The organism is Erythrobacter sp. SD-21 (assembly GCF_000181515.1).
Lineage (GTDB): Bacteria > Pseudomonadota > Alphaproteobacteria > Sphingomonadales > Sphingomonadaceae > Qipengyuania.
Window position 1 is genome coordinate 77039 of the sequence record NZ_ABCG01000004.1, and the last position, 21991, is coordinate 99029.

Annotated in this window: 22 protein-coding genes and 1 tRNA gene; 18 read left to right on the forward strand and 5 right to left on the reverse strand. The window is 63.9% G+C overall.

All coding sequences use genetic code 11. From position 1 onward, the window contains the following. Positions 1-35: 35 nt before the first annotated feature. The 9 genes from pspF (at position 36) to rbfA (ending at position 8655) form a co-directional block, all read left to right on the forward strand. Positions 36-1064, forward strand: a complete 1029-nt coding sequence (pspF, locus tag ED21_RS08220) for a phage shock protein operon transcriptional activator (protein WP_006833409.1) — start codon at positions 36-38, stop codon at positions 1062-1064. Between the two features lie 137 nt (positions 1065-1201). After that, complete coding sequence (rimP, locus tag ED21_RS08225; RefSeq protein ID WP_006833410.1) at positions 1202-1759, forward strand: ribosome maturation protein RimP; 558 nt, start codon at positions 1202-1204, stop codon at positions 1757-1759. Beyond that, positions 1759-3423 carry a transcription termination factor NusA gene (gene nusA, locus ED21_RS08230; RefSeq protein WP_006833411.1) on the forward strand — a complete coding sequence of 555 codons (1665 nt, stop codon included), beginning with the start codon at positions 1759-1761 and terminating at the stop codon, positions 3421-3423. The genes rimP and nusA overlap by 1 nt, the downstream gene beginning before the upstream one ends. After that, on the forward strand, positions 3404-4132 hold the full coding sequence (locus ED21_RS08235; protein WP_006833412.1) for a DUF448 domain-containing protein: 729 nt from the start codon (positions 3404-3406) through the stop codon (positions 4130-4132). Before nusA ends, ED21_RS08235 begins: the two co-directional genes overlap by 20 nt. 20 nt (positions 4133-4152) lie before the next feature. Further along, positions 4153-6657 carry a translation initiation factor IF-2 gene (gene infB / locus ED21_RS08240; RefSeq protein ID WP_006833413.1) on the forward strand — a complete coding sequence of 835 codons (2505 nt, stop codon included), beginning with the start codon at positions 4153-4155 and terminating at the stop codon, positions 6655-6657. Between the two features lie 159 nt (positions 6658-6816). After that, complete coding sequence (locus ED21_RS08245; protein ID WP_006833414.1) at positions 6817-7230, forward strand: PaaI family thioesterase; 414 nt, start codon at positions 6817-6819, stop codon at positions 7228-7230. Between the two features lie 2 nt (positions 7231-7232). Continuing rightward, entirely contained in the window at positions 7233-7715 is a 483-nt protein-coding gene (locus tag ED21_RS08250) for a hypothetical protein (protein WP_006833415.1), read from the forward strand. Further along, a complete protein-coding gene (locus tag ED21_RS08255) occupies positions 7712-8254 on the forward strand; it encodes a DUF1697 domain-containing protein (protein WP_006833416.1) in 543 nt (180 codons plus the stop codon). The genes ED21_RS08250 and ED21_RS08255 overlap by 4 nt, the downstream gene beginning before the upstream one ends. After that, a complete protein-coding gene (gene rbfA / locus ED21_RS08260; RefSeq protein ID WP_006833417.1) occupies positions 8254-8655 on the forward strand; it encodes a 30S ribosome-binding factor RbfA in 402 nt (133 codons plus the stop codon). Before ED21_RS08255 ends, rbfA begins: the two co-directional genes overlap by 1 nt. On the opposite strand, the gene ED21_RS08265 is transcribed toward rbfA, so the two are convergent. Further along, positions 8656-9219: a YceI family protein gene (locus ED21_RS08265; RefSeq protein WP_006833418.1), complete on the reverse strand. Its 564-nt coding sequence runs from the start codon at positions 9217-9219 to the stop codon at positions 8656-8658. A 45-nt stretch (positions 9220-9264) separates the two neighbouring features. Next, on the reverse strand, positions 9265-10902 hold the full coding sequence (locus ED21_RS08270; protein WP_006833419.1) for an AbgT family transporter: 1638 nt from the start codon (positions 10900-10902) through the stop codon (positions 9265-9267). A gap of 96 nt (positions 10903-10998) precedes the next feature. Between ED21_RS08270 and ED21_RS08275 the strand changes: the two genes are divergently transcribed. The 7 genes from ED21_RS08275 (at position 10999) to ED21_RS08305 (ending at position 17963) form a co-directional block, all read left to right on the forward strand. After that, positions 10999-11577 carry a thymidine kinase gene (locus tag ED21_RS08275; RefSeq protein ID WP_006833420.1) on the forward strand — a complete coding sequence of 193 codons (579 nt, stop codon included), beginning with the start codon at positions 10999-11001 and terminating at the stop codon, positions 11575-11577. Positions 11578-11617: 40 nt separating this feature from the next. Further along, positions 11618-12307 (forward strand): site-2 protease family protein, encoded by a 690-nt coding sequence (locus ED21_RS08280; protein ID WP_006833421.1) that lies wholly within the window; start codon positions 11618-11620, stop codon positions 12305-12307. Next, positions 12304-13224, forward strand: coding sequence for a tRNA pseudouridine(55) synthase TruB (truB, locus tag ED21_RS08285; RefSeq protein ID WP_006833422.1), 921 nt, complete (start codon positions 12304-12306; stop codon positions 13222-13224). Before ED21_RS08280 ends, truB begins: the two co-directional genes overlap by 4 nt. 5 nt (positions 13225-13229) lie before the next feature. Continuing rightward, on the forward strand, positions 13230-13499 hold the full coding sequence (gene rpsO, locus ED21_RS08290; protein WP_006833423.1) for a 30S ribosomal protein S15: 270 nt from the start codon (positions 13230-13232) through the stop codon (positions 13497-13499). A gap of 176 nt (positions 13500-13675) precedes the next feature. Further along, the gene (pnp, locus tag ED21_RS08295) at positions 13676-15967 is read left to right on the forward strand and encodes a polyribonucleotide nucleotidyltransferase (RefSeq protein WP_006833424.1); all 2292 of its coding nucleotides are present in this window, start codon (positions 13676-13678) and stop codon (positions 15965-15967) included. A 176-nt stretch (positions 15968-16143) separates the two neighbouring features. Continuing rightward, on the forward strand, positions 16144-17205 hold the full coding sequence (locus ED21_RS08300) for a class I SAM-dependent methyltransferase (RefSeq protein ID WP_006833425.1): 1062 nt from the start codon (positions 16144-16146) through the stop codon (positions 17203-17205). Between the two features lie 77 nt (positions 17206-17282). Further along, positions 17283-17963 (forward strand): hypothetical protein, encoded by a 681-nt coding sequence (locus tag ED21_RS08305; protein ID WP_006833426.1) that lies wholly within the window; start codon positions 17283-17285, stop codon positions 17961-17963. A 7-nt stretch (positions 17964-17970) separates the two neighbouring features. Here ED21_RS08305 and ED21_RS14715 read toward each other — a convergent pair whose 3' ends face one another. Then, positions 17971-19152, reverse strand: coding sequence for a diguanylate cyclase (locus ED21_RS14715; RefSeq protein ID WP_006833427.1), 1182 nt, complete (start codon positions 19150-19152; stop codon positions 17971-17973). 255 nt (positions 19153-19407) lie between these two features. Then, positions 19408-20079, reverse strand: coding sequence for a GcrA family cell cycle regulator (locus ED21_RS08315; RefSeq protein WP_006833428.1), 672 nt, complete (start codon positions 20077-20079; stop codon positions 19408-19410). A 73-nt stretch (positions 20080-20152) separates the two neighbouring features. On the opposite strand from ED21_RS08315, the gene ED21_RS08320 reads away from it, so the two are divergent. Both ED21_RS08320 and ED21_RS08325 read left to right on the forward strand, forming a co-directional pair. Beyond that, positions 20153-21058 (forward strand): ABC transporter permease, encoded by a 906-nt coding sequence (locus ED21_RS08320; protein WP_083800416.1) that lies wholly within the window; start codon positions 20153-20155, stop codon positions 21056-21058. 55 nt (positions 21059-21113) lie between these two features. After that, positions 21114-21189: transfer RNA gene (locus ED21_RS08325), tRNA-Ala, on the forward strand. A 6-nt stretch (positions 21190-21195) separates the two neighbouring features. Here ED21_RS08325 and ED21_RS08330 read toward each other — a convergent pair. Continuing rightward, positions 21196-21990, reverse strand: coding sequence for a DUF1499 domain-containing protein (locus tag ED21_RS08330; RefSeq protein WP_006833430.1), 795 nt, complete (start codon positions 21988-21990; stop codon positions 21196-21198). Position 21991: the final 1 nt, after the last annotated feature.

Sequence of the window (21991 nt, forward strand, 5' to 3'; positions counted from 1 at the left end):
TGCCAACCCTTGGTGTAAAATCCTATATCTTGGGTATGGAGAGGGAAAATCAGTTCATAGGGCAGTCCGGGGCGTTCCTCGATGCAGTCGAGCGGACCAGCCGCGCGGCCCCGATGCGGCGCCCTGTACTCGTCATCGGCGAGCGCGGAACCGGCAAGGAGCTGATCGCCGAGCGCCTCCATCGTCTTTCTACACGCTGGGGCGAGCCGCTCGTCACCATGAATTGCGCCGCGCTGCCCGAAACTCTGATCGAAGCGGAGCTGTTCGGCCACGAGGCGGGTGCGTTCACGGGTGCTACCAAACAACGCGTCGGACGGTTCGAGGAAGCCGACAAGGGCACGTTATTCCTCGACGAACTGGGCACTTTGTCGATGGGTGCGCAAGAGCGCCTGTTGCGCGCTGTGGAATATGGCGAGGTCACTCGCATCGGGTCCTCGCGTCCGCTGCGCGTCGACGTGCGCATTGTGGCGGCGACCAACGAAGATTTGCCGGCCAAGGCGGCGCGCGGCGACTTCCGCCTCGATCTGCTCGACCGTCTGAGCTTCGAGGTCATCACCCTGCCACCCTTGCGCGTGCGCGAGGGTGACATCGGCGTGCTTGCCGAATATTTCGGTCGGCGCATGGGCGCGGAACTGGGCTGGGAGGTCTGGCCGGGCTTTGCCGAGCACGTCGCCCAGGAGCTGGAGAACCATCAGTGGCCGGGCAATGTGCGCGAGCTACGCAACGTGGTGGAGCGCGCGGTCTATCGCTGGGACAATTGGGACACGCCCATCGGTCACGTCCAGTTCGATCCCTTCGATAGTCCGTGGAAACCGGCAGCGCCTCCGCTGCCGAAATCCCAGTCCGCTCCTGCACAGGCGGTACCGGCTTCTGCGACAACCGGACCCGATCTCGACGCCATCGACGATCTGCGCAACGCAGTGGATGAGCATGAGAAGACAATCATAGAGCACGCGCTCGGCAAGCATCGCTGGAATCAGCGACAGACGGCCAAGGCCCTGGGTCTGAGCTATGACCAGCTGCGCCATGCGATCAAGAAGCACGGCCTGACCGACGACGACTGATAGACGCTTGCAATTCGCAAGACTCGCGCCTATCTCGCCAGCCATCCCGACATTGTCGCGACACTGGAGGGGCTGGCGCCGGAAGGGGCCGGCACGAAAACCCGTTGTCGCCGTGTATGTCCGAAACTGGAGTGCGAATGGCCGATCTTGAACGTCTCACCGAAGTCATCGAACCCGAAGCGCAGGCGCTGGGTTTCGAGCTCGTGCGCGTCAAGATGGTCCCGTCCGAAGCCGGCGACGGCGGGATGGCTCTCCAGATCATGGCAGAAGACCCGGCCACCGGCCAGCTCGTGATCGAACAATGCGCCGCGCTCTCGCGCCGCGTGTCCGATATGCTCGACCAGCTGGAAGAGCAGGGCGAGGTACTGGTGCCCGGCGCCTATCACCTCGAAGTGTCGAGCCCCGGCATCGACCGGCCGCTGACCCGTGCCAAGGATTTCGAAAACTGGGCGGGCCACGAGGCCAAGATTGCTCTGACCGAGAAGGTCCATGGCTATCGCACGGTGAAGGGCGAACTCAAGGGCATCGATGGCGACATGGTCACCGTCGACATCCCGGGCGCGAAGGAAGTTTCCTTCCCCCGCAATCTCATTCATTCGGCGAAGCTCGTCTTGACCGACGAACTGATTGCCGCCACCCAGCCGCTCGATACGAGCGGTGCCGACGACATCGAAGAAGAAAAGGCAGACGACTGATGGCCAGTGCCATTTCCGCCAACAAGGCTGAACTCCTTGCAATCGCGAACGCGGTCGCATCGGAAAAGATGATCGACAAATCCATTGTGATCGAAGCGATGGAAGAGGCGATCCAGAAGTCCGCCCGCAATCGCTACGGCGCGGAGAACGACATCCGCGCCAAGCTCGACCCGCAGACCGGCGACCTTCGCCTGTGGCGCGTCGTCGAGGTGGTCGAAGAGGTCGAGGACTACTTCAAGCAGGTCGATCTGAAGGCCGCTCAGAAGCTCGAAGCCGACGCCAGGATCGGCGACTTCATCGTCGATCCGCTGCCCCCGGTCGATCTCGGCCGCATCGACGCGCAGTCGGCCAAGCAGGTGATCTTCCAGAAGGTCCGCGATGCCGAGCGCGAGCGCCAGTTCAACGAATTCCAGGACCGCGCAGGCGAAGTCATCACCGGCGTAATCAAGTCGGTCGAATTCGGCCATGTGATCGTCAACCTCGGCCGCGCCGAGGGCGTCATCCGCCGCGACCAGCAGATCCCCCGTGAAGCTGCGCGTGTCGGCGAGCGTGTTCGGGCGCTCATCACCAAGGTCGAGCGTAACAACCGCGGCCCGCAGATCTTCCTCAGCCGTGCGCATCCCGACTTCATGAAGAAGCTCTTCGCGCAGGAAGTGCCCGAAATCTACGACGGCATCATCGAGATCAAAGCCGCTGCCCGCGATCCGGGCAGCCGCGCCAAGATCGGCGTCATCAGCCACGACAGCAGCATCGACCCTGTCGGCGCCTGCGTCGGCATGAAGGGTAGCCGCGTGCAGGCTGTCGTGCAGGAACTTCAGGGCGAGAAGATCGACATCATTCCCTGGTCGGAAGACGGCGCGACCTTCATCGTGAACGCGCTCCAGCCGGCCACCGTCAGTCGCGTGGTCCTCGACGAGGAAGATGGCCGCATCGAAGTTGTCGTCCCCGACGACCAGCTTTCGCTCGCCATTGGCCGCCGCGGCCAAAATGTGCGTCTCGCCAGCCAGCTGACCGGCAACCAGATCGACATCATGACCGAGGAAGAAGCCTCGGAGAAGCGCCAGAAGGAGTTCGCAGAGCGCTCGAAGATGTTCGAAGAGGAACTGGACGTCGACGAAACGCTCTCGCAGCTGCTCGTCGCCGAAGGGTTCGCCGAGCTTGAAGAAGTCGCCTATGTCGAGCTGGAAGAGCTCGCCAGCATCGAAGGCTTCGACGAGGAACTGGCCGAAGAACTCCAGAGCCGCGCTCAGGAAGCGCTCGACCGCCAGGAAGCCGCGCACCGCGAAGTGCGTCAGGAACTCGGTGTCGACGATGCGCTCGCCGAACTGCCGCACATGACCGAAGCGATGCTGGTCACGCTCGGCAAGGCGGGTCTCAAGACGCTCGACGATGTGGCCGATCTCGCCACCGACGAACTTATCGCCAAGAAGCGTGAGGCTCCGCGCCGCCGGAACAACAATCCCGACGGCCCGCCGATGCGCCGCGATCGTCCGATGCGCGAGCAGGACAAGGGCGGTGTGCTCGGCGAATACGGTTTGACCGAAGAGCAGGGCAACGAGATCATCATGGCTGCCCGCGCGCACTGGTTCGAAGATGAGGACGAAGCGGCCCCGGCGGCTTCGGCAGACACTCAGGAGGCCGCCGATGCGGACTCCACACAATGAGCGCCTGACGTCCGACATCGTTGAAGCGCCCAAGGCACGGAAAGCTTCCGAGCCTGAACGGCGCTGCATACTGACCGGAGAGACGGACTCGCGCGATGCGCTGGTCCGCCTCGCCGCTTCGCCTTCCGGTCTGGTCCTGCCCGACGCGCAGGAAAAGGCTCCGGGGAGAGGCGCCTGGGTGTGCTCCTCGCGCTCCGCGATCGAGGAAGCGCAAGGCAACGGCAGACTGAAGGCGGGCCTTTCGCGCGCCTTCAAGACCGGCGACCTCGAAATACCGGAAGAACTCCCACAGAAGATCGAGGATGCGCTCAAACGCGTATTTCTCGACCGGCTGGGTCTCGAAATGCGCGTCGGAGCCCTTATCTTGGGTACTCAGCGCATTGCCGAGACGGCCCGTTCGGGCGGCATCTTGGCCTTGTTCCATGCCAGCGACGCGAGCGAGGACGGGCGCAAGAAGCTCGACCAGGCCTGGCGCGTCGGGCGCGATGCGGAAGGCAGCGGGATGCGCGGCTGGACGCTGCCACTGGACCGCGACGCACTGTCTGTGGCATTGGGCCGCGACAATGTGGTCCATCTGGGCCTTGCGAACGATGCGGCAGCCGCTCGGGTGATGAAGCCCTTGAAGCGGCTGATGCATTATGTGGGGCAGGACATCCCCGAAGAATTCGGGCGTGCGCCTTCGCGCCGCCCTGACGATACGAACGATTGAACGAAGAGAAACGAGCCAGAATGAGCGACGACGAAAAGAAACCTGCCCGTAAACCGTTGACCCTGAAGGGCGCGCAGCCGGGCGAGGTCAAGCAGACCTTCAGCCACGGCCGCACCAATAAGGTGGCGGTCGAGGTTAAGCGCCGCCGCAAGCTCACCAAGCCCGGCGAGACCCCGCCGCCGCCTCCGCCGCCCGCGGCCGAAGAGGCTCCGGCACCCGCGCCTGCGGCCAAGGCGCCTGCGCCCAAGAAGCCCGCGGCTCCGTCGGAAACCCCGCAGGAACGCGTCGCGCGTCTCCAGCGAGAGGCCGAGGAAGAGCGCCTGCGCCTTGCCGAGGAAGCGCGCAAGCGTGACGAGGAAAACGCCAAGAAAGCGGCCGAGGACGAGAAGAAGCGCGTCGCGGATAACAAGAAGGCCGAAGCCGAAGCCGCGAAGAAGGCGAAAGAAGAGGCCGCCAAGCCCAAGGAAGAATCGGCCCCTGCCGCAGAAGAGGCTCCCGAGGAGACCTCCGACGGCGCGAGCGCGGCTCCGGCAGCGCGCAAGTTCACCCCCGTCAAGCGCCCGGAAATCAAGAAGCCGGAGCGCAAGAAGAAAGAAGACAAGCCTGCGCGCGCGGAAGAAAAGCCCGACAAGCGTCGTTCGGGCAAGCTTTCGGTCAAGAAGGCCCTCAACGAGGACGAAGGCCGCCGCGCCCGCAGCCTCGCCGCGCTCAAGCGTGCCCGCGAAAAGGAACGTCGCCTGCAGGGTGGCGGTTCGAACAAGCCGCGCGAGAAGCAGGTCCGCGACGTGGTCGTGCCGGAAGCCATCACGGTTGGCGAGCTCGCCAAGCGTATGGGCGAGAAGGGTGCCGACCTCGTGAAGGAACTCTTCAATCTCGACATGATGGTCACCGTCAACCAGACTATCGACCAGGATACGGCCGAACTGCTCGTCGAACAGTTCGGTCATAACATCCAGAAGGTGTCCGAGGCAGATGTCGACATCACCAACGACGAGGATGTCGATCCGGAAGAAACGCTGAAGCCGCGTCCGCCGGTCGTCACCATCATGGGCCATGTCGACCACGGCAAGACCTCGCTGCTCGACGCGCTCCGCGGTGCCAATGTCACCAAGGGCGAAGCGGGCGGCATCACGCAGCACATCGGCAGCTACCAGGTGAAAACCAAGGGCGGCGACGAGATTACCTTCCTCGACACGCCGGGCCACGCTGCCTTCACCCAGATGCGCCAGCGCGGTGCCAACATCACCGATATCGTGGTGCTGGTGGTTGCCGCCGATGACGGCATCATGCCGCAGACCATCGAGGCCATCAATCACACCAAGGCCGCTGGCGTTCCGATGATCGTTGCCATCAACAAGATGGACAAGCCGGAAGCCGACCCGAACAGTGTCCGCACCCGCCTGCTCGAACACGAGGTTATCGTGGAATCGATGTCGGGCGACGTGCAGGATGTGGAAATCTCGGCCAAGGCGAAGACGGGTCTCGACGACCTGCTGGAGAAGATCGCGCTGCAGGCCGAACTGCTGGAACTGAAGGCCAACCCCGACCGCATGGCCGAGGCGACTGTCATCGAAGCGCAGCTCGACAAGGGCCGTGGCCCGGTGGCCACCGTGCTCGTCACGCGCGGTACGCTGGAGCGTGGCAACACTTTCGTGGTCGGCACCCAGAGCGGCCGCGTCCGCGCGATCGTCGACGACCAGGGCAAGCAGATCAAGAAGGCCGGACCTTCGATGCCGGTCGAGGTCCTCGGGCTTGGCGGTGTGCCGAGCGCTGGCGACGTCCTGACCGTTGTCGAAAACGAACAGCGCGCCCGTGAAGTTGCGTCCTATCGCCAGGAAAAGGCGACCGAGAAGCGGACCGCTCTCGCTCCGACCAGCTTCGACACGATGTTCAACAACCTCGCGTCCAATCTTGTCGAATTCCCGGTTCTGGTGAAGGCCGACGTCCAGGGTTCGGTCGAGGCGATCACCACCGCCCTGCACAACCTCGGCAACGACCTGATCAAGGTCCGCGTGCTTCACGCAGGCGTGGGTGCAATCACCGAAAGCGACGTGCAACTGGCGTCGGCGTCCAACGCGCCGATCATCGGCTTCAACGTCCGCCCGAACGCCAAGGCCCGTGAGCTGGTGAAGCGCGACGGTGTGGAGATGAAGTATTACGACGTCATCTACCACCTGACCGAGGAAATCGCCAAGGAGATGGCGGGCGAGCTTGGCCCGGAGCGGATCGAACACGTCGTCGGTCGTGCCGCGGTCAAGGAAGTCTTCAAGTCGGGCAAGAAGGACAAGGCCGCCGGCCTGCTGGTCGAGGAAGGTGTTATCCGCAAGGGTCTCTACGCACGTCTCACGCGCGAAGATGTCATTGTCTCGGCCACGACCATTGCCTCGCTGCGTCGCTTCAAGGACGATGTGGACGAGGTCCGCGCTGGTCTCGAATGCGGTGTGGTCCTCGCCGACACGAACGACATCAAGGCGGGCGACCAGCTTGAAGTCTTCGAGGTCGAGGAGCGCGAACGCACGCTATAGGGTTTCGTCGATAGTGATACTTTCGACGAGGAGGTTGGATGGCATACCGACCTGATAGACGGCCGAAAATTATCGCTGTCATGGTGCTGGCGCCAGTCGCTCTCCTTATGACGATTTTCGGCCTCTATCTACTTTGGGGTGCGGGCGTGGGCCTCTGATATGACTCAGAATACAAAGCACGCCCTCGGCGCGGCACATGCTGACCTGATGGGTGTGGAGTTCGACAGCTTCGATGCGTCGCGCGAGGAAATCACCCTGCGCTTCACCGCACCGGACAGCTTCATCACCCCGCGCGGAACCGTGCAGGGCGGGTTGGTGGCGGGCTTCCTCGACGAGGTCATGGGCTGGGCGCATGTCTGGGCCACCGACCATGCCGAGGCACCGCTCAACCTTGAAATCTCGATGACACTGCTGCGCCCGGTTATGGCCGGGCCGCTGATGGGCAAGGGCCGTGTCGTCCGCCGGGGGCGCCGCGTGATTTTCCTCGAAGGCGAGCTGTTCGACGAGGGCGGCAATCTGCTTGCCCGTTCGACCAGCACGGCCATCCCGACACCGCGTCCGGGAGCGGATTGAGCATGCGCGAGACCTTCCCGCTGCGCTGGGCCTTCATCGGTGTTGCGGCCATCCTGCTCGCCTTCAGCGGCGGCGGTGTCGTGTGGTGGTCGCAGGGCGAAGCGGACCGGAGCGAGTCGGAGAACACGGTCCAGAGCTGCGTATCCGAAATGGCCCGCCGCGACCCCCTGGCCGAAGCCCGCGCCGATCTCGCCCGCGGGGAGGACCGGCCGCTGCTGGTCTATCACAATGGCGAAGCGCCGTTCTTCGGCGCGGACGGCATCCCGGAATGCGGCTTCCTGCCGTCACCGCCCCATTCGCGCTATGCCCATTTCGACCTCGGGCCGACGACCGACGAAGTGGCCCCGTGCTGCGACCGCGACCCGATGCCGAACCCTTGCGGTAAGGCCCAGATGGACTGGACCCGCGCCTACAACGCAGAGCTGGCACGGTTGAAGCCGGAGATCGTCGGGAAATATTGCACGGCGCGCAAAGGCAATTCGTGACCGCCTACCTCGCCTTGCTGGGATCGATCAACGTCGGCGGCAACCGCATCAGGATGGCGGATCTGCGCGCGCGGATGGAGGAGCGTGGCTTTGGCCGCGTTGAGACGGTGGCTGCCAGCGGGAACGTCATCCTCGCCAGTGAGGAAACAGAAGACGCTCTTTGTAAGGGGATTGCGGCGCTGATCGAGGAGGATTTCGGCATTGCCGGTTTCGTCGTCGTACGCACGCTACAACAGGTCCGCTCGGCCATTGAGGACAATCCCTTCCATGGCGAGGGATCGGACAAGATGGTCCATACAGTCCTCCTCGCGCACGCGCCGGTCGAGGGCGGGTTCGATGCCCTGCTCGAGGAGCATCGGGGCCGCGGCGGCGAAAGGCTCGCGCTGGGTGACCGCGCGCTTTATGTCGACTATGTGCACGGCGTCGGCGTCTCCGACCTCACCGGGCGCTTCATCGAAAAGCGTCTCGGCTGCCGGGGCACGGCGCGGAACATGACCTCGCTCAAACGCATTCTTGGAAAGATGGAAACATTCGCCTGATGGCAAAGCACCAGCAATCGACCCCCGAACAGCTATCGGTCCGCGTCCTCAAGGTGGGCGAGCGGGTCCGGCATATCCTGTCCGAGCTGCTCGCGCGCGGCGAGGCGCATGACGACGTGCTGCGCGCGCATAACATCGCCGTAACCGAGGTGCGGATGACGCCCGACCTGCGCAACGCCAAGGCCTATGTGAAGCCGCTGCTGGGGAAGGACGAGGCGGAAGTGCTCAAGGCCTTGCGGACTAACACGGCCTTTTTCCAGAAAGAGGTCGCCCAGCGGCTCGGCCTGAAATTCGCGCCCAAGCTCTCCTTCAAGCCGGACGAGAGCTTTGACGAGGCCGGCCGGATCGAGCGCCTGCTCGACGATCCGCGCGTGGCCCGTGATCTCGACGAGGAAGAGTGATCAGCCCGGCGTCATCCGCGCCCTGATCTCGATATCGACCTTTTTTCCGACGATCAGCGAATAGGCCGTCATCCCGAACTCGCGCCGGTCGATTGTCGTCGTGCCGGTGAGCCGAAGCGGCGCGACCGCTTCCGCATCGCGCGGCGGCGTGTCGAAGGTAATCTGGAGGCGGACCGGGCGGGTGACCCCGCGCGCCGTCAGCTGGCCTTCGACATGGCCGCGGCGTGCGTCGGTGAGTTCGAGGCCGCTCCCACGGAAACGCACAGTGGGGTATTTCTCCACCCAGAAGAACTTCTCGCCCCGCAGCTTTCGCAGCGTCACCCTGTCGGGCGCTTGCAGGGCGCGCGCGTCGAGCGTCACGTCGAGGCGCATGGATTGCGGATCGGCTGGCGACAGCGTCGCGCCGCCCGTGACCTTGGGGAACTCGGCCGTCTTGCTGGCGAGGCCCAGGAAGGCGACCTTGGCCGACACCGACGTCGCGCCCGTGTCGACGACGTAGCGGATCGGTCCCGGTGCCGCGGCCAGCAGCAGGAGGGTGATGGGGAGCAGGGCAATCCGGGGCATCGTCAGTCTCTCCTTTGCCCCTGCTAGAACCCGCCTCCCTTCAGGCTACCCCGCGTTGCCGGGAAGCGCATAGCCCACCGGCGCATCGGGTCCGAGCGGGATACCGAGATAGAACCATACCACGATCAGCACCGTGCCCGAAATCAGCAGCCAGACCGAATAGGGCAGCATCATCGCGGTCAGGCTGCCGAGCCCGAAATCCTTCTGCCAGCGCTGGGCGAAGACGAGGATCAGCGGGAAATAGACCATCAGCGGGGTGATGATATTGGTCGCGCTGTCGCCCACGCGGTAGGCAGCCGTCGCGCCTTCCGGGCTGATGCCGAGCAGCATGAGCATCGGCACGAGGATCGGTGCGAGGAGCGCCCATTTGGCGCTCGCCGAGCCCACGAACAGGTTCAGCAGCGCGGCGAACAGCACCATCAGGCCGAGCACGAGCGGCAGCGGCAGCCCGGTGCTCTCGATGCCCGCAGCGCCATGGACGGCGGTGATGAGGCCGAGGTTCGACCAGCCGAACATCGCCACGAAATGCGCCGCAGCGAAGGCGAGGACGAGGTAATAGCCCATGTCCTTCATGCTCTCGGCCATCATGTTCACGAGGTCGCGGTGGTCCTTGATCGTGCCTGCCGCGCGGCCATAGGCCCAGCCGGTCAGGAGGAAGAGCAGGAAGAAGGCCGCGACCAGCGACTGGTAGAGCGGCGCAAGCTCGGTGTGGATCGAGCAGTCGGCGATCGCGGAGCCATCTTCGGCAATACAGGCGGCTTCGTTGACCAGCGGCGTGCCCGGGGCGAAGACCATGATCAGCCAGAGCGCAACGACGCCCAGCGCGGCAAGACCGGCGGCGCGCAGGCCTTTCGAAGCGGCGGCGTCGTCATGTTCGGTGGGATCGGGGCTGGTGTCGGTAGCATCGACACCGGCGGTCGCGCCGCCCTTCCAGGGGCCTAGGCGCGGCTCAATCACATTGTCGGTGACGTACCAGATGATCGGCAGGAAGACGAAGGTCATCGCGCTGATGAAGTACCAATTGCCTGCGATATTGGCGGTCCATGCGGGGGCGAGGGCGCTGGCACCGACGGCTTCCTCGGTGATGCCGAACAGCAGCGCGTCGAGCTGGCCGGGCGAGATATTGGCCGAGAAACCGCCCGAAACACCGGCAAAAGCCGCGGCGATCCCGGCCAGAGGATGGCGACCGGCGGCGGCGAACAGGATGCCGGCCAGCGGGATCAGCACGACATAGCCTGCATCCGCGGCGTGATTGCCCAGCATGGCGACCAGAGCAACGACGGGAGTGAGAAGGGAGGTCGGAGCAGCCTTGACCGCCTTTGACATACCCGCGGCGAAAAAGCCCGAACGCTCGGCCACGCCTGCGCCCAGCATTACCACCAGCACGTATCCGAGCGGGTGGAAGTGGGTGAAGGTGGCGGGCATTTCGACCCATAGCCGCTGGATGTTCTCCGGTGAGAGCAGGCTGACCGCCTCGATTACCAGCGCGCCGCCGGTGCTTTCGTCGACGGCGGTCGGGTGGAGAGCAGAAACGCCGGTCAGCCCGGCGATGACCGAAACCACGACCAGCGCGATGATCAGGTAGAAAAAGATGAAGACCGGATCGGGCAGCTTGTTACCCGTCCGCTCGACCCAGCCGAGAATGCCTGTCTGTTTACTGCCTGTCGCTGTCGCGTCTGCCATCGTCCGTCCCTGATTGTATTTGTGCCGGGGCGTCATCCCCAATCCTGTCTGTCGCCCTGCTTAACAGCCCTGCGCGCGCAGGCTAGGCCTTCCGGCATGGCCAAGCTCTATTTCTATTATGCCAGCATGAATGCGGGCAAGAGTTCCACGCTGCTCCAGACCGCGTTCAACTATGGCGAGCGAGGCATGAAAGTCTCGCTGTGGACCGCCGCCCTCGACGACAGGCCCGGTTTTGGCGCGATTTCCAGCCGCATAGGGCTGGCCAGCGACGCGCATCGCTACGAGGCGGATACCGATATCGAGGCGCGCGTGCTGGACGAGCACAAGGACACGCCGCTCGCCTGCGTGCTGGTGGACGAGGCGCAGTTCCTCACCCGCGACCAGGTCTGGCAACTGGCCCGATTAGCGGACGAGGCGGGCATTCCGGTGCTGTGCTATGGCCTGCGCACCGATTTCCAGGGCGAGCTCTTCCCCGGCTCGGCGGCGCTGCTGGGCATTGCCGATGCGCTGGTGGAAATGAAGGCGGTCTGCGACTGCGGCCGCAAGGCGACAATGAACCTGCGTGTCGACGCCAATGGCAAGGCGGTGAGCGAAGGCGCACAAACCGAAATCGGCGGCAACGATCGTTACGTCGCCATGTGCCGCAAGCATTTCAGCGAGGCTTTGGAGGGCTAAGGGGGTGCGCATGCGCTCCGGCTTTCCTACATGACGCGGCATGACTGACACGCTTACTCTCGCGGCGATCCTTATCCCGTGCCTAATCATCGCCATCGTCTTCCACGAGGTCGCGCATGGCTGGGTGGCGCTGGCGCTGGGCGATACGACGGCCCGGGACATGGGGCGCCTGACGCTCAACCCGATCAAGCATGTCGATCCCGTGGGAACGCTGCTGGTGCCGGGAGCGCTGGCGCTGATGGGCGGCCCGATATTCGGCTGGGCCAAGCCGGTGCCGGTCAACGCGCGCCGGCTCGACAATCCGCGCTACGGCATGATGGCCGTCGCGGCGGCCGGTCCCGGGACGAACATCCTGCTCGCCTTGATGGGATCTGTGGTTTTCGGCGTGATCGCAGGGTTTGCCAGTAACTGGGGCGTGGGCGTGCCCGAATGGTTGATGACGGCGTTCGGCGCCTTCATCCTCATCAATGTTTTCCTCGCGCTTTTCAACATGTTGCCGATCCCGCCCTTCGATGGATCGCACATAGTCGGCGGCCTGATGCCGCGACGCTGGGCGCATCACTGGCAGAAATTGCAGGCCATGGGGATGCTGCTGCTTATGGTGCTGATCGCGGCCACCTGGGCCTTTCCGGACGCGCGCTGGATCGAGAGCACGATCCTCCCACCGGTCGAGTGGATGACCGGCCTGTTTTATTCGGTCGCTGACAGCATCGTTCGGGTAATCGGGTGACCGAGCGGACCAAACCCGCCCCGCACGGCTGGCTCGTGCTCGACAAGCCGCGCGGGCTCGGTTCGACGCAGGCGGTCGGACTGGTGAAGCGCGTGCTGCGGCAGGGCGGCTACGAGAAGACCAAGGTCGGCCATGGCGGCACGCTCGATCCGCTGGCGGAAGGGGTGCTCCCCATCGCATTGGGCGAAGCGACCAAGCTGGCCGGGCGAATGCTCGATGCGAGCAAGATCTACGATTTCACGATCCTCTTCGGGCAGCAGACCGACACGCTCGATACCGAGGGCGAGGTGGTCGAAACGTCCGACCGCATTCCGGCGCGAGCGGACATCGAAGCGGTACTTCCGCAGTTCACCGGTCCGATCGAGCAGGCGCCGCCGGCTTTTTCGGCGATCAAGATCGACGGCAAGCGCGCCTATGACCTCGCCCGTGCGGGACAGGACGTCGAGATGAAACTGCGCGGTGTGACTATCCATGCGCTGGATGTCGTTGGGGATGCCGAGGGAGAGGTCACCCTCCGTGCGCATGTCTCCAAGGGCACATACATCCGCTCGCTTGCACGGGACGTCGCACACGCGCTTGGAAGCTGCGGCCACATTACCTATCTCAGGCGCATCAAGGCTGGCCCGTTCCTCCAGACCGAAGCGATTTCGCTGGACTCGGCAGAGGAAATCGCTAAGGGCGCGCCAATCGAAAACCTTCTCCTGCCGCTAGAGGCCGGACTGGACGACATCCCGGTCCTCACCCTCGAACCCGACAGCGCGCAGGCGGTCCGCCAGGGCCGGGTATTGTCGGACCTGCCCCATAGCGACGGGCTTCACCTTGCAAAACTGGGAAATACCCCGGTGGCATTGATGGAACTCGAAGCTGGCTCGGCCAAGGTCGTGCGGGGTTTCAACCTACCGGATGTCGCGGAGTAGAATGAATGTCGGTTACCACCGAGCGTAAAGCTGAAATCATGAAGGATCACGGGCAGGGCAAGGGCGACACCGGTTCGCCGGAAGTCCAGGTCGCGATCCTGACCGAGCGTATTCGCAACCTCACCGATCATTTCAAGGCCAACCACAAGGACAACCACTCGCGTCGTGGTCTCCTCATGATGGTCAACAAGCGTCGTAACCTGCTCGCCTATCTCAAGAAGACAGATGTCGAGCGATACAACGCCCTGATCGCGAAGCTGGGTCTTCGTAAGTAAGAGTTTCTCGGAGGGGCGGCCAAAAGGTCGCCCTTCTTGCTATTTGGCACCTCGCGCAATCCGGTGCGGGAGTATCAAGGGGGCAGATGGAATGCCCCGAACCGGACCGGGACGGTACACCCGGCACTGTAGGCCCCGCACCGCAATGAGGCCGTGCGGGTCATCAAGGAAAATACATGTTCGACAAGAAAACCGTATCGATTGAATGGGGCGGAAAAACCCTCACTCTCGAAACCGGTCAGATCGCCCGTCAGGCAGACGGCGCCGTGCTGGCCACCTATGGCGAAACCGTGGTGCTGTGCGCCGTGACCGCCGCCAAGAGCGTCAAGGAAGGCCAGGACTTCTTCCCGCTGACCGTTCACTACCAGGAAAAATTCTCCGCCGCGGGCCGTATCCCGGGTGGCTTCTTCAAGCGCGAAGGCCGCGCCACCGAGAAGGAAACGCTGACTTCGCGCCTGATCGACCGCCCCGTGCGTCCGCTCTTCCCCGAAGGCTTCTACAACGAAATCAACGTCATCTGCCAGGTTCTCTCGTTCGACGGTGAGACCGAACCCGATATCGTCGCGATGATCGCCGCCTCGGCCGCGCTGACTATCTCGGGCGTGCCCTTCATGGGCCCGATCGGCGCGGCTCGCGTCGGTTTCCGCAATGGCGAATACGAACTCAACCCGAGCCTTGCCAACGCGCTCGACGAAGAAGGTCGCCTCGACCTCGTAGTCGCCGCCACGCAGGACGCGGTGATGATGGTCGAATCCGAAGCGAAGGAACTGACCGAAGAGGAAATGCTCGGCGCTGTCGCCTTCGCCCATGACGAGGCCCGCAAGGTTGTCGGCGCGATCGTCGACCTCGCAGAACAGGCTGCCAAGGATCCGTGGGAAATCGAACGTGCCGATGATTTGTCGGGCATGAAGGACGAAATTCGCGGCCTGATCGGCGACGATATTGCTGCCGCCTACAAGATCACGGACAAGTCGGAACGGCGCGATCGTATCGACGCTGCGCGCGACAAGGTGAAAGCCAAGTACGAAGACGAGGATGGCCAGACCCAGTCTGCCGCCAACAAGATCATCAAGAAGCTTGAATCGGAAATCGTTCGCGGCTCGATCCTCAAGGATGGCACCCGCATCGACGGCCGCAAGCTCGACCAGGTTCGCCCGATCGAGGCAATGGTCGGCCTGCTTCCGCGTACGCATGGTTCGGCGCTGTTCACCCGCGGTGAAACCCAGGCGATCTGCACCACCACGCTCGGCACCAAGGATGCAGAGCAGATGATCGACGGCCTCGAAGGTCTGTCGTACAATAACTTCATGCTGCACTATAACTTCCCGCCGTATTCGGTCGGCGAAGTTGGTCGTTTCGGCTTCACCAGCCGTCGCGAAACCGGCCACGGCAAGCTTGCATGGCGTGCGCTGCACCCCGTTCTGCCCGACCACGAAGACTTCCCCTACACCATCCGCATCCTGTCGGACATCACCGAGTCCAACGGCTCGAGCTCGATGGCGACCGTTTGCGGTGGCTGTCTGTCGATGATGGACGCTGGCGTTCCGATCGAACGTCCGGTTTCTGGCATCGCCATGGGCCTGATCCTCGAAGGCGAGGACTTCGCAGTCCTGTCGGACATCCTGGGTGACGAAGATCACCTCGGCGACATGGACTTCAAGGTTGCGGGTTCGGAAGCCGGTATCACCACCATGCAGATGGACATCAAGGTTGCCGGCATCACGCAGGAAATCATGGCCAAGGCGCTGGAACAGGCGAAAGCCGGCCGCCAGCACATCCTCGGCGAGATGGCCAAGGCTCTGGGTTCGGCTCGTACGGGCGTTTCCAAGCACGCACCGCGCATCGAGACCATGCAGATCGACAAGTCGAAGATCCGCGATGTCATCGGTACGGGCGGCAAGGTAATCCGCGAGATCGTCGCCGAAACCGGCGCCAAGGTCGACATCGACGACGAGGGCGTCATCAAGATCAGCTCCTCGAACGCCGACGAGATCGAAGCGGCCCGCAAGTGGATCGAAGGCATCGTCGAAGAGGCGGAAGTCGGCAAGGTCTACAACGGCAAGGTCGTCAACATCGTCGACTTCGGTGCCTTCGTGAACTTCATGGGCGGCAAGGACGGCCTCGTCCACGTCAGCGAAATGAAGAACGAGCGTGTCGAGAAGCCGACCGACGTCGTTTCGGAAGGCCAGGAAGTTAAGGTTAAGGTCCTCGAGATTGACCAGCGCGGCAAGGTCCGCCTGTCGATGCGCGTGGTTGACCAGGAAACCGGCGAAGAACTGGAAGACACCCGTCCGCCGCGCGAACCGCGCGGTGACCGTGGCCCGCGTGGCGGCGGTGATCGTGGCGGCCGTGGCGGCGATCGTCGCGGCGGTGGTCGTGGTCCGCGTGGTGGCGGTCGTGACCGTGACGGCGGCGGAAACCGGGACGGGGGCGGTGAAGCCCATGTGCCGGACTTCCTGAAGGACTAAGTCTTTCGGACCCAAGATATGGAGAGGGGTTGCGGGTTCGCCTGCGGCCCCTTTTTCGTGCGCTGTCATAATGTGGTAGGATTGCGCCCGCCGACAGACCCGCCGAGGCAGCGAGTCGCGGCCACAAGAAACCCGGATCGCACGGGGTCGCTCGTCCTTGGAGAGAGGAAAGCGAAATGATCCAGCAGATCGACACGAGGAAAGTGGAAGAGCTCGCCGGCAAGGTGATCGGCGACGTGGCCGGCGCGCTGAGCCTGTTCATGGCCTATATCGGCGACCAGGCCGGGCTGTTCGATGCCCTCGACGGCGAGGGACGGCTGAGCGTCGCCCAGCTTGCGCAGAAGACCGGCCTCAACGAGAAATACCTCCACGAATGGCTCGGCTCCGTCAGCGCGGCGGGCTATCTCAATTTCCACCCCGAGGACGAAACCTTTTCGATTTCCCCCGAGCAGGCGCTGGTCTTCGCGCGCGAAGGTCAGCCGGCCTGCATGCAGGGCTTCATCCAGGCCGTGGTGTCGCAATACGAAAGCCACGAAAAGTCGGTGGAGACCTTCAGGAGCGGCAAGGGCCGTCCGTGGAGCGACCAGAGCGAATGCTGCTTCTGCGGCACCGATCGCTTCTTTCGCCCCGGCTATGCGGCCAACCTCACCAGCGATTGGATCCCGTCGCTCGGCGGCGTGGAAGAGAAGCTGAAAGCGGGCGCCAAGATCGCCGATATCGGCTGCGGACACGGGTCCTCGTCGATCCTGATGGCGCAAGCCTATCCCAACAGCGAGGTCATCGGGTTCGACTTCCACGAACCGTCGATCGAGGAGGCGCGCCGGAAGGCAAAAGCCGCCGGGGTCGGGAACGTCCATTTCGAAGTCGCTTCCGCGCAGGACTATCCGGGCAAGGCTTATGATTTCGCCTGCATTTTCGATGCGCTGCACGACATGGGCGATCCCGTGGGCGCCGCGCGGCACATTCGCGAAACGCTAAAGGAGGACGGCACATTCATGCTCGTCGAACCCATGGCGGGCGACAGCATGGCGGACAACATGCACCCCCTTGGCCAGATCTTCTACGCGTTCTCGACCACCGTCTGCACGCCGGCGAGCCTCGCGCAGGACGTCGGCCTCGGCATCGGCGCGCAGGCAGGGCAGAAACGCCTGACCGAAGTACTGGAGGAGGCCGGCTTCGGCTCGGTACGACGCGCTTCGGAGACGCCCACCAACATGGTGCTCGAAGTCACCGCCTGACCGCGGGCAAGCCATGGCGCATGGGGGCCGGGCGCGCTAAGGGGTCCACCCCGCTCATCGCCTGAAGAAAGCCTGCCATGCTCCCGCGCGAAGAAATAGCCACTGCCGAGATCCCCGGAGGCGACACGCTCACGCTGGTCAGCCACGGGCGCGATTTCATCATCATGCTCGGCCGCAACGAGCTGATGGGCACACGCATGCAGTTCAGCGAGGAACAGCTGGCCGAGCTGACGCTGGCCGAATTGCGCACCTCGGCCCCGCGCGTGCTGATCGGCGGCTATGGCATGGGCTTCACCTATCGCAAGGCGCTGGAGAAGGGCGGGGCCAAGGCCGATATCGTCGTGGCCGAGATCGTCCCGGAAATCCTCGAATGGGCCGAGGGACCGCTGGCGCATCTCACGGGAGATACGTTTGAAGATCCTCGGGGCGATGTCGTCCTCTGCAATGTCGCCGCGCTGATCGACGATGCCAACGACGGGACCTGCGCCAAGTGGGACGCGATCCTGCTCGATGTCGACAATGGCCCTGACGGAATCGTGCGCGACGGAAACGAGCGGCTCTATTCCAAGACCGGCCTCGGCAAGGCGCGCGATGCGCTCAGGCCCGGCGGAGTCCTCGCCGTGTGGTCGGCCGCGTCCGACCATCGCTTCCGTATGCGGCTGAAGGATGCGGGCTTCGACGTGGAGGAGCGCACGGTGCGAGCCCGCCCGAACAACAAGGGACCGCGTCACACGATCTGGTTCGCGCGCAAACGCTAGTGAGCGGTCAAGCGACCCCGCCGACAGACGATGCCGGGCGGAACTCGCTGAGCGCAAGGCTGCGATTGCGACCCGATTCCTTCGCCGCATAAAGCGCCTTGTCGGCGCGCTTCATCGCCGAGCCCAATGTATCGCTTTCTTCGATAGCCGACAGCCCGGCGCTTGCCGTGATCGGATAAGGGATTTCCGGGATATTGGCGTGGACTACCTGCGTAATGCGTCGGCGCGCAGCCTCGGCATCCTCCTGCCAATCCTCGCCATAGAGAAGAAGTACGAACTCTTCGCCGCCGAGACGAGCCACGAACAAGCTACCCGAATCCAGTCCCTGCGCGATAGCAATCAGAACCTTGTCGCCAACATCGTGGCCGAACTGGTCGTTGATCCGCTTGAAGTGATCGCAATCGATCAGCGCCAGCCCCTTGGGTCGCATCCGCCCCTTGGCGTTGAAATGCTGTTCCAGCCCGCGGCGGTTGGCGATGTTGGTTAGCGGATCGAGAGCGGTGGCAAGCTTTGCCTCGCGCATGTCGGCAAGTGCCCGATCACGCTCGCTCTTGAACCTCATGAAACCATCCACCACGCCGGTGGCGGTGATGATGAACTCCACCATGAGAGCCGCGCCCATCGCTTCGAGGTAGAACGGCATCATTCCGCCGACCGTAAGCTCGTGAAAGAGAGCGGCGATAGCGATCAACAGGGCTGGAGCCCACGCGAAGGCTTGGAAAGTGGCGGCACGGCTACCTTGCCGGATCGCGCCGGCAAGTCCGTATATGAGAATGCCGATGAGACCCAACACGAGGATATCGTGCAGCCAGTCGAGCTTGCCGGCAAAGATCACCGAAGGCAGCAGCGCTATCGGGAGCAGGCTGTAAGGCTGCATCCGGCGCAGCAGCTTGCGTTCCCGGCGGGCGATGATCCGTGTCTCGAGGTAGGAGGCGAGCATGAGGCCGGTAAAGGCAAGGCCGAGGTCGGTCGCAAGCGCGCCGGCGAGTAGGCGCTGCTCCGCGCTAATAAAGGCTGGCGACGGCATCATAGGGGAAAGGCCCCACACCATCACCACGGTGGCGCTCACACGGGCTACGATCCAGATCAGGAACTCGCGCCGCATAACAGGGAGCAGCGCCAAGGCGGTGCCCCCGAAAACCAATGCGCTTGCGAGAAATGCGCCGATAGCGGCGCTCGCCCAATCCACGTTTTGCCCCTGTGTTGCCTTGGCTCTGCACGAAAGGCAGCTCTAGCCACTTTCCCCTGTATTAGCCCCAAGGCGTAAGAAGCTGGTGAACCAAGAAGGTAACCACGGAGGAAAGAAAGGCAAGGGACTCGCGTGTTTGCAGGGGTTTAGGCGCGTTAACGGAAGGGGCTACGCCGATAAATTTGTGCAGGCCACGAAAAAGCCCCGCGCTTCAACAAAGAAGGCGGGGCCTTAATCTTTCGACCGTGTTGCGGTTTAGCGCACGCGCGGCCCGCCGAAGGGCAGCGGCGGAGGAGGACGGCGCGCACCTCGGGGCAGCTGTGCCTGATACGCCCGTCCGCAATGCTCGACGCAATAGGGGAAGCCGGGGTTCACAGCTTCGCCGCAAAAATGGAAATCGGGTTCGCCCGGATGGCCCATCGGCCAGCGGCAGACCTTGTCCGAAAGGTCGAGCAAGCTGGTCTTGTCGGCAATCTCGGGGCTCGGCTTGGCCGGCACGAGACGGCGCGGCGGTGCGGGCGGGATCGGCGGCTGCTGGTCGCCCGGGCCCTGACGCAGGAAGCCGCCCGGACCGACCGAGACGATCTTGGGGAGGTCGGGGCGCTTGTCAGGCAGCGGCTGCGAAGGAACCGCGTCATCCGCTTTGGGAGCGGGCTTGGCTACGGGCTTCGCCGGAGCGGGGGCAGGCGCGGGGCGCGGGGCGGCCTTCTTCGCGACCGGCTTGGGCGCGGGTTTGGGCTTGGGCGCAGCCTTCTTCTTCTCCGCCGCCTTCACCGGGGAGGGGCGCGACTTGAGGCCAAGGCGGTGGGCCTTGCCGATCACCGCGTTGCGGCTGACGCCGCCCAACTCGTCGGCGATCTGGCTGGCGGTGGAGCCGCCTTCCCACATCTTCTTCAGCGTCGCGATCCGTTCGTCGGTCCAGCTCATGCGCAATCAATACCCTTCGTGTCTCCACCGGCCATGCTTGCCAGCGGAAGTGCTTGGCCCTAGGCGCGAGCCCATGGCCGATCAAGTCCAACCCGTCCCCGCCGCGCATTCGGGCAGCGATGATGCCTCTTTTACCGATAGTACGGATAAGGGGAGGGGCAGTTTCCCGGAACGCGGAGAGCCGGTGATCACCGGGCTTAACCGCGTGGGATTATGGAGCCTCTATATTAAGGAGGTTCGCCGGTTTCTCAAGGTCCAGACGCAGACGATCTGGGCCCCGGCGGTCACCACGCTGCTGTTCTTGGTGATTTTCACCGTCGCGCTGGGCCGCGAGGGGCGCGAAGTGCTGGGCGTAAACTTCGCCACCTTCGTCGCACCAGGGCTGATCGTGATGGGGATGATGCAGAACGCCTTTGCCAATTCCAGCTTTTCGCTGCTGTCGGGCAAGATCCAGGGCACCATTATCGACCTCTTGATGCCACCGCTTTCGACCGGTGAGCTGATGACCGGTATCGTCGCTGCGGCCGTGACCCGCGCAATTGCCGTGGGCGGCGCGGTGGCGCTGGCAATGCTGTTCTATCCCGGCGTCGACCTCTCGCTGGCGCACCCCTGGGCGGTGGCGTGGTTCGGCTTGATGGGCGCGGTCATGCTCGCGCTGATGGGCCTGCTCGCCTCGATCTGGGCGGAAAAGTTCGACCACAACGCGGCCGTGTCCAATTTCGTGATTGCGCCGCTCAGCCTGCTTTCGGGCACCTTCTACGTGATCGACAATCTCGCGCCTGCCTTCCAGGCGATCAGCCGATTGAACCCGTTCTTTTACGTGATCAGCGGCTTCCGCTTCGGTTTCCTCGGGCAAAGCGATATCGGCGACACCAATGCGGCACTCGTGCAAAGCGCCATCGGGCTGGGTGTTTGCAACCTCGTCTTGGCATTCTTGGTCTACCGGATCCTCGCCTCGGGCTGGAAGATCCGCAGCTGATTTTGACTTTTCGACAAGCCTGACCGACATTAAATTCCCGTCGCCAGCCTGGAACGGGGCCGTAGCTCAGTTGGGAGAGCGCGTCGTTCGCAATGACGAGGTCAGCGGTTCGATCCCGCTCGGCTCCACCAGGCGGCTTATTCCCCCAGCCGTGCCTCGATCGCCTCGCTCAGTTCGCGCAGGCGGGCCGCGTTGTAGCCGAGGTCGGAAAGGCCGACACGGCTGACCGAGCGCAGGTCGATTCTTCCATCTCCCACGCGTGCGACGACATCGTCCTTGAAACCGAAAGCGAAGGTTTCTGCCGTGCCCTCGACCGTTCCGGCCTGCACGTCGCTGCGGATGTCGGACAGGCCGATGTCGCTCATCGCGGCCGAGACCTGCGCCATGGCGTCAGAGCGGTCCATGGTAAAAGGGATCGGCTGAAGCTCCGGATAGGATTCCGCGATGATCTGGGCATGGCTCTGGCTCGCCAGCGGGCTGTCGGACATGCCGTCCTTCCATGCGTCGAGCTCGCCCAGCGGCGTTCCGTAGTCGTTGAGCGGATTGGCCCCGATTTCCTCGCGCGTGGCCATGGTGGCGGCCGAGAAGCTGGGCGGGTTGGCCGTGTCGGTCGCCACATCGTGGATCGGCGGCACGCTGGAGGCGGTGTTGGCGATGGATAGCAAGCCAGCCATCAGCGCCGCGGGGATCGCCAGCGCCAGCGCGGCTTTCCACCACTGGCCACGCGGCCCCTTCCACAAGATGAGCACTAGCGCGACGAGCGCCACCAGCGCGGTAATGCCGATCAGTATCGGCCCGGCGCTGCGTAGCATCGTCCCCAGCGCGAACTTCCAGTCGACAAGCCCGAACTTGGGCCCGAAGACCGCGACCGCGAACCAGAGCAGCAGAGCGAGGGCCAGCCACAGGGCGTATTTGGGCAGCTTTGCGATCATC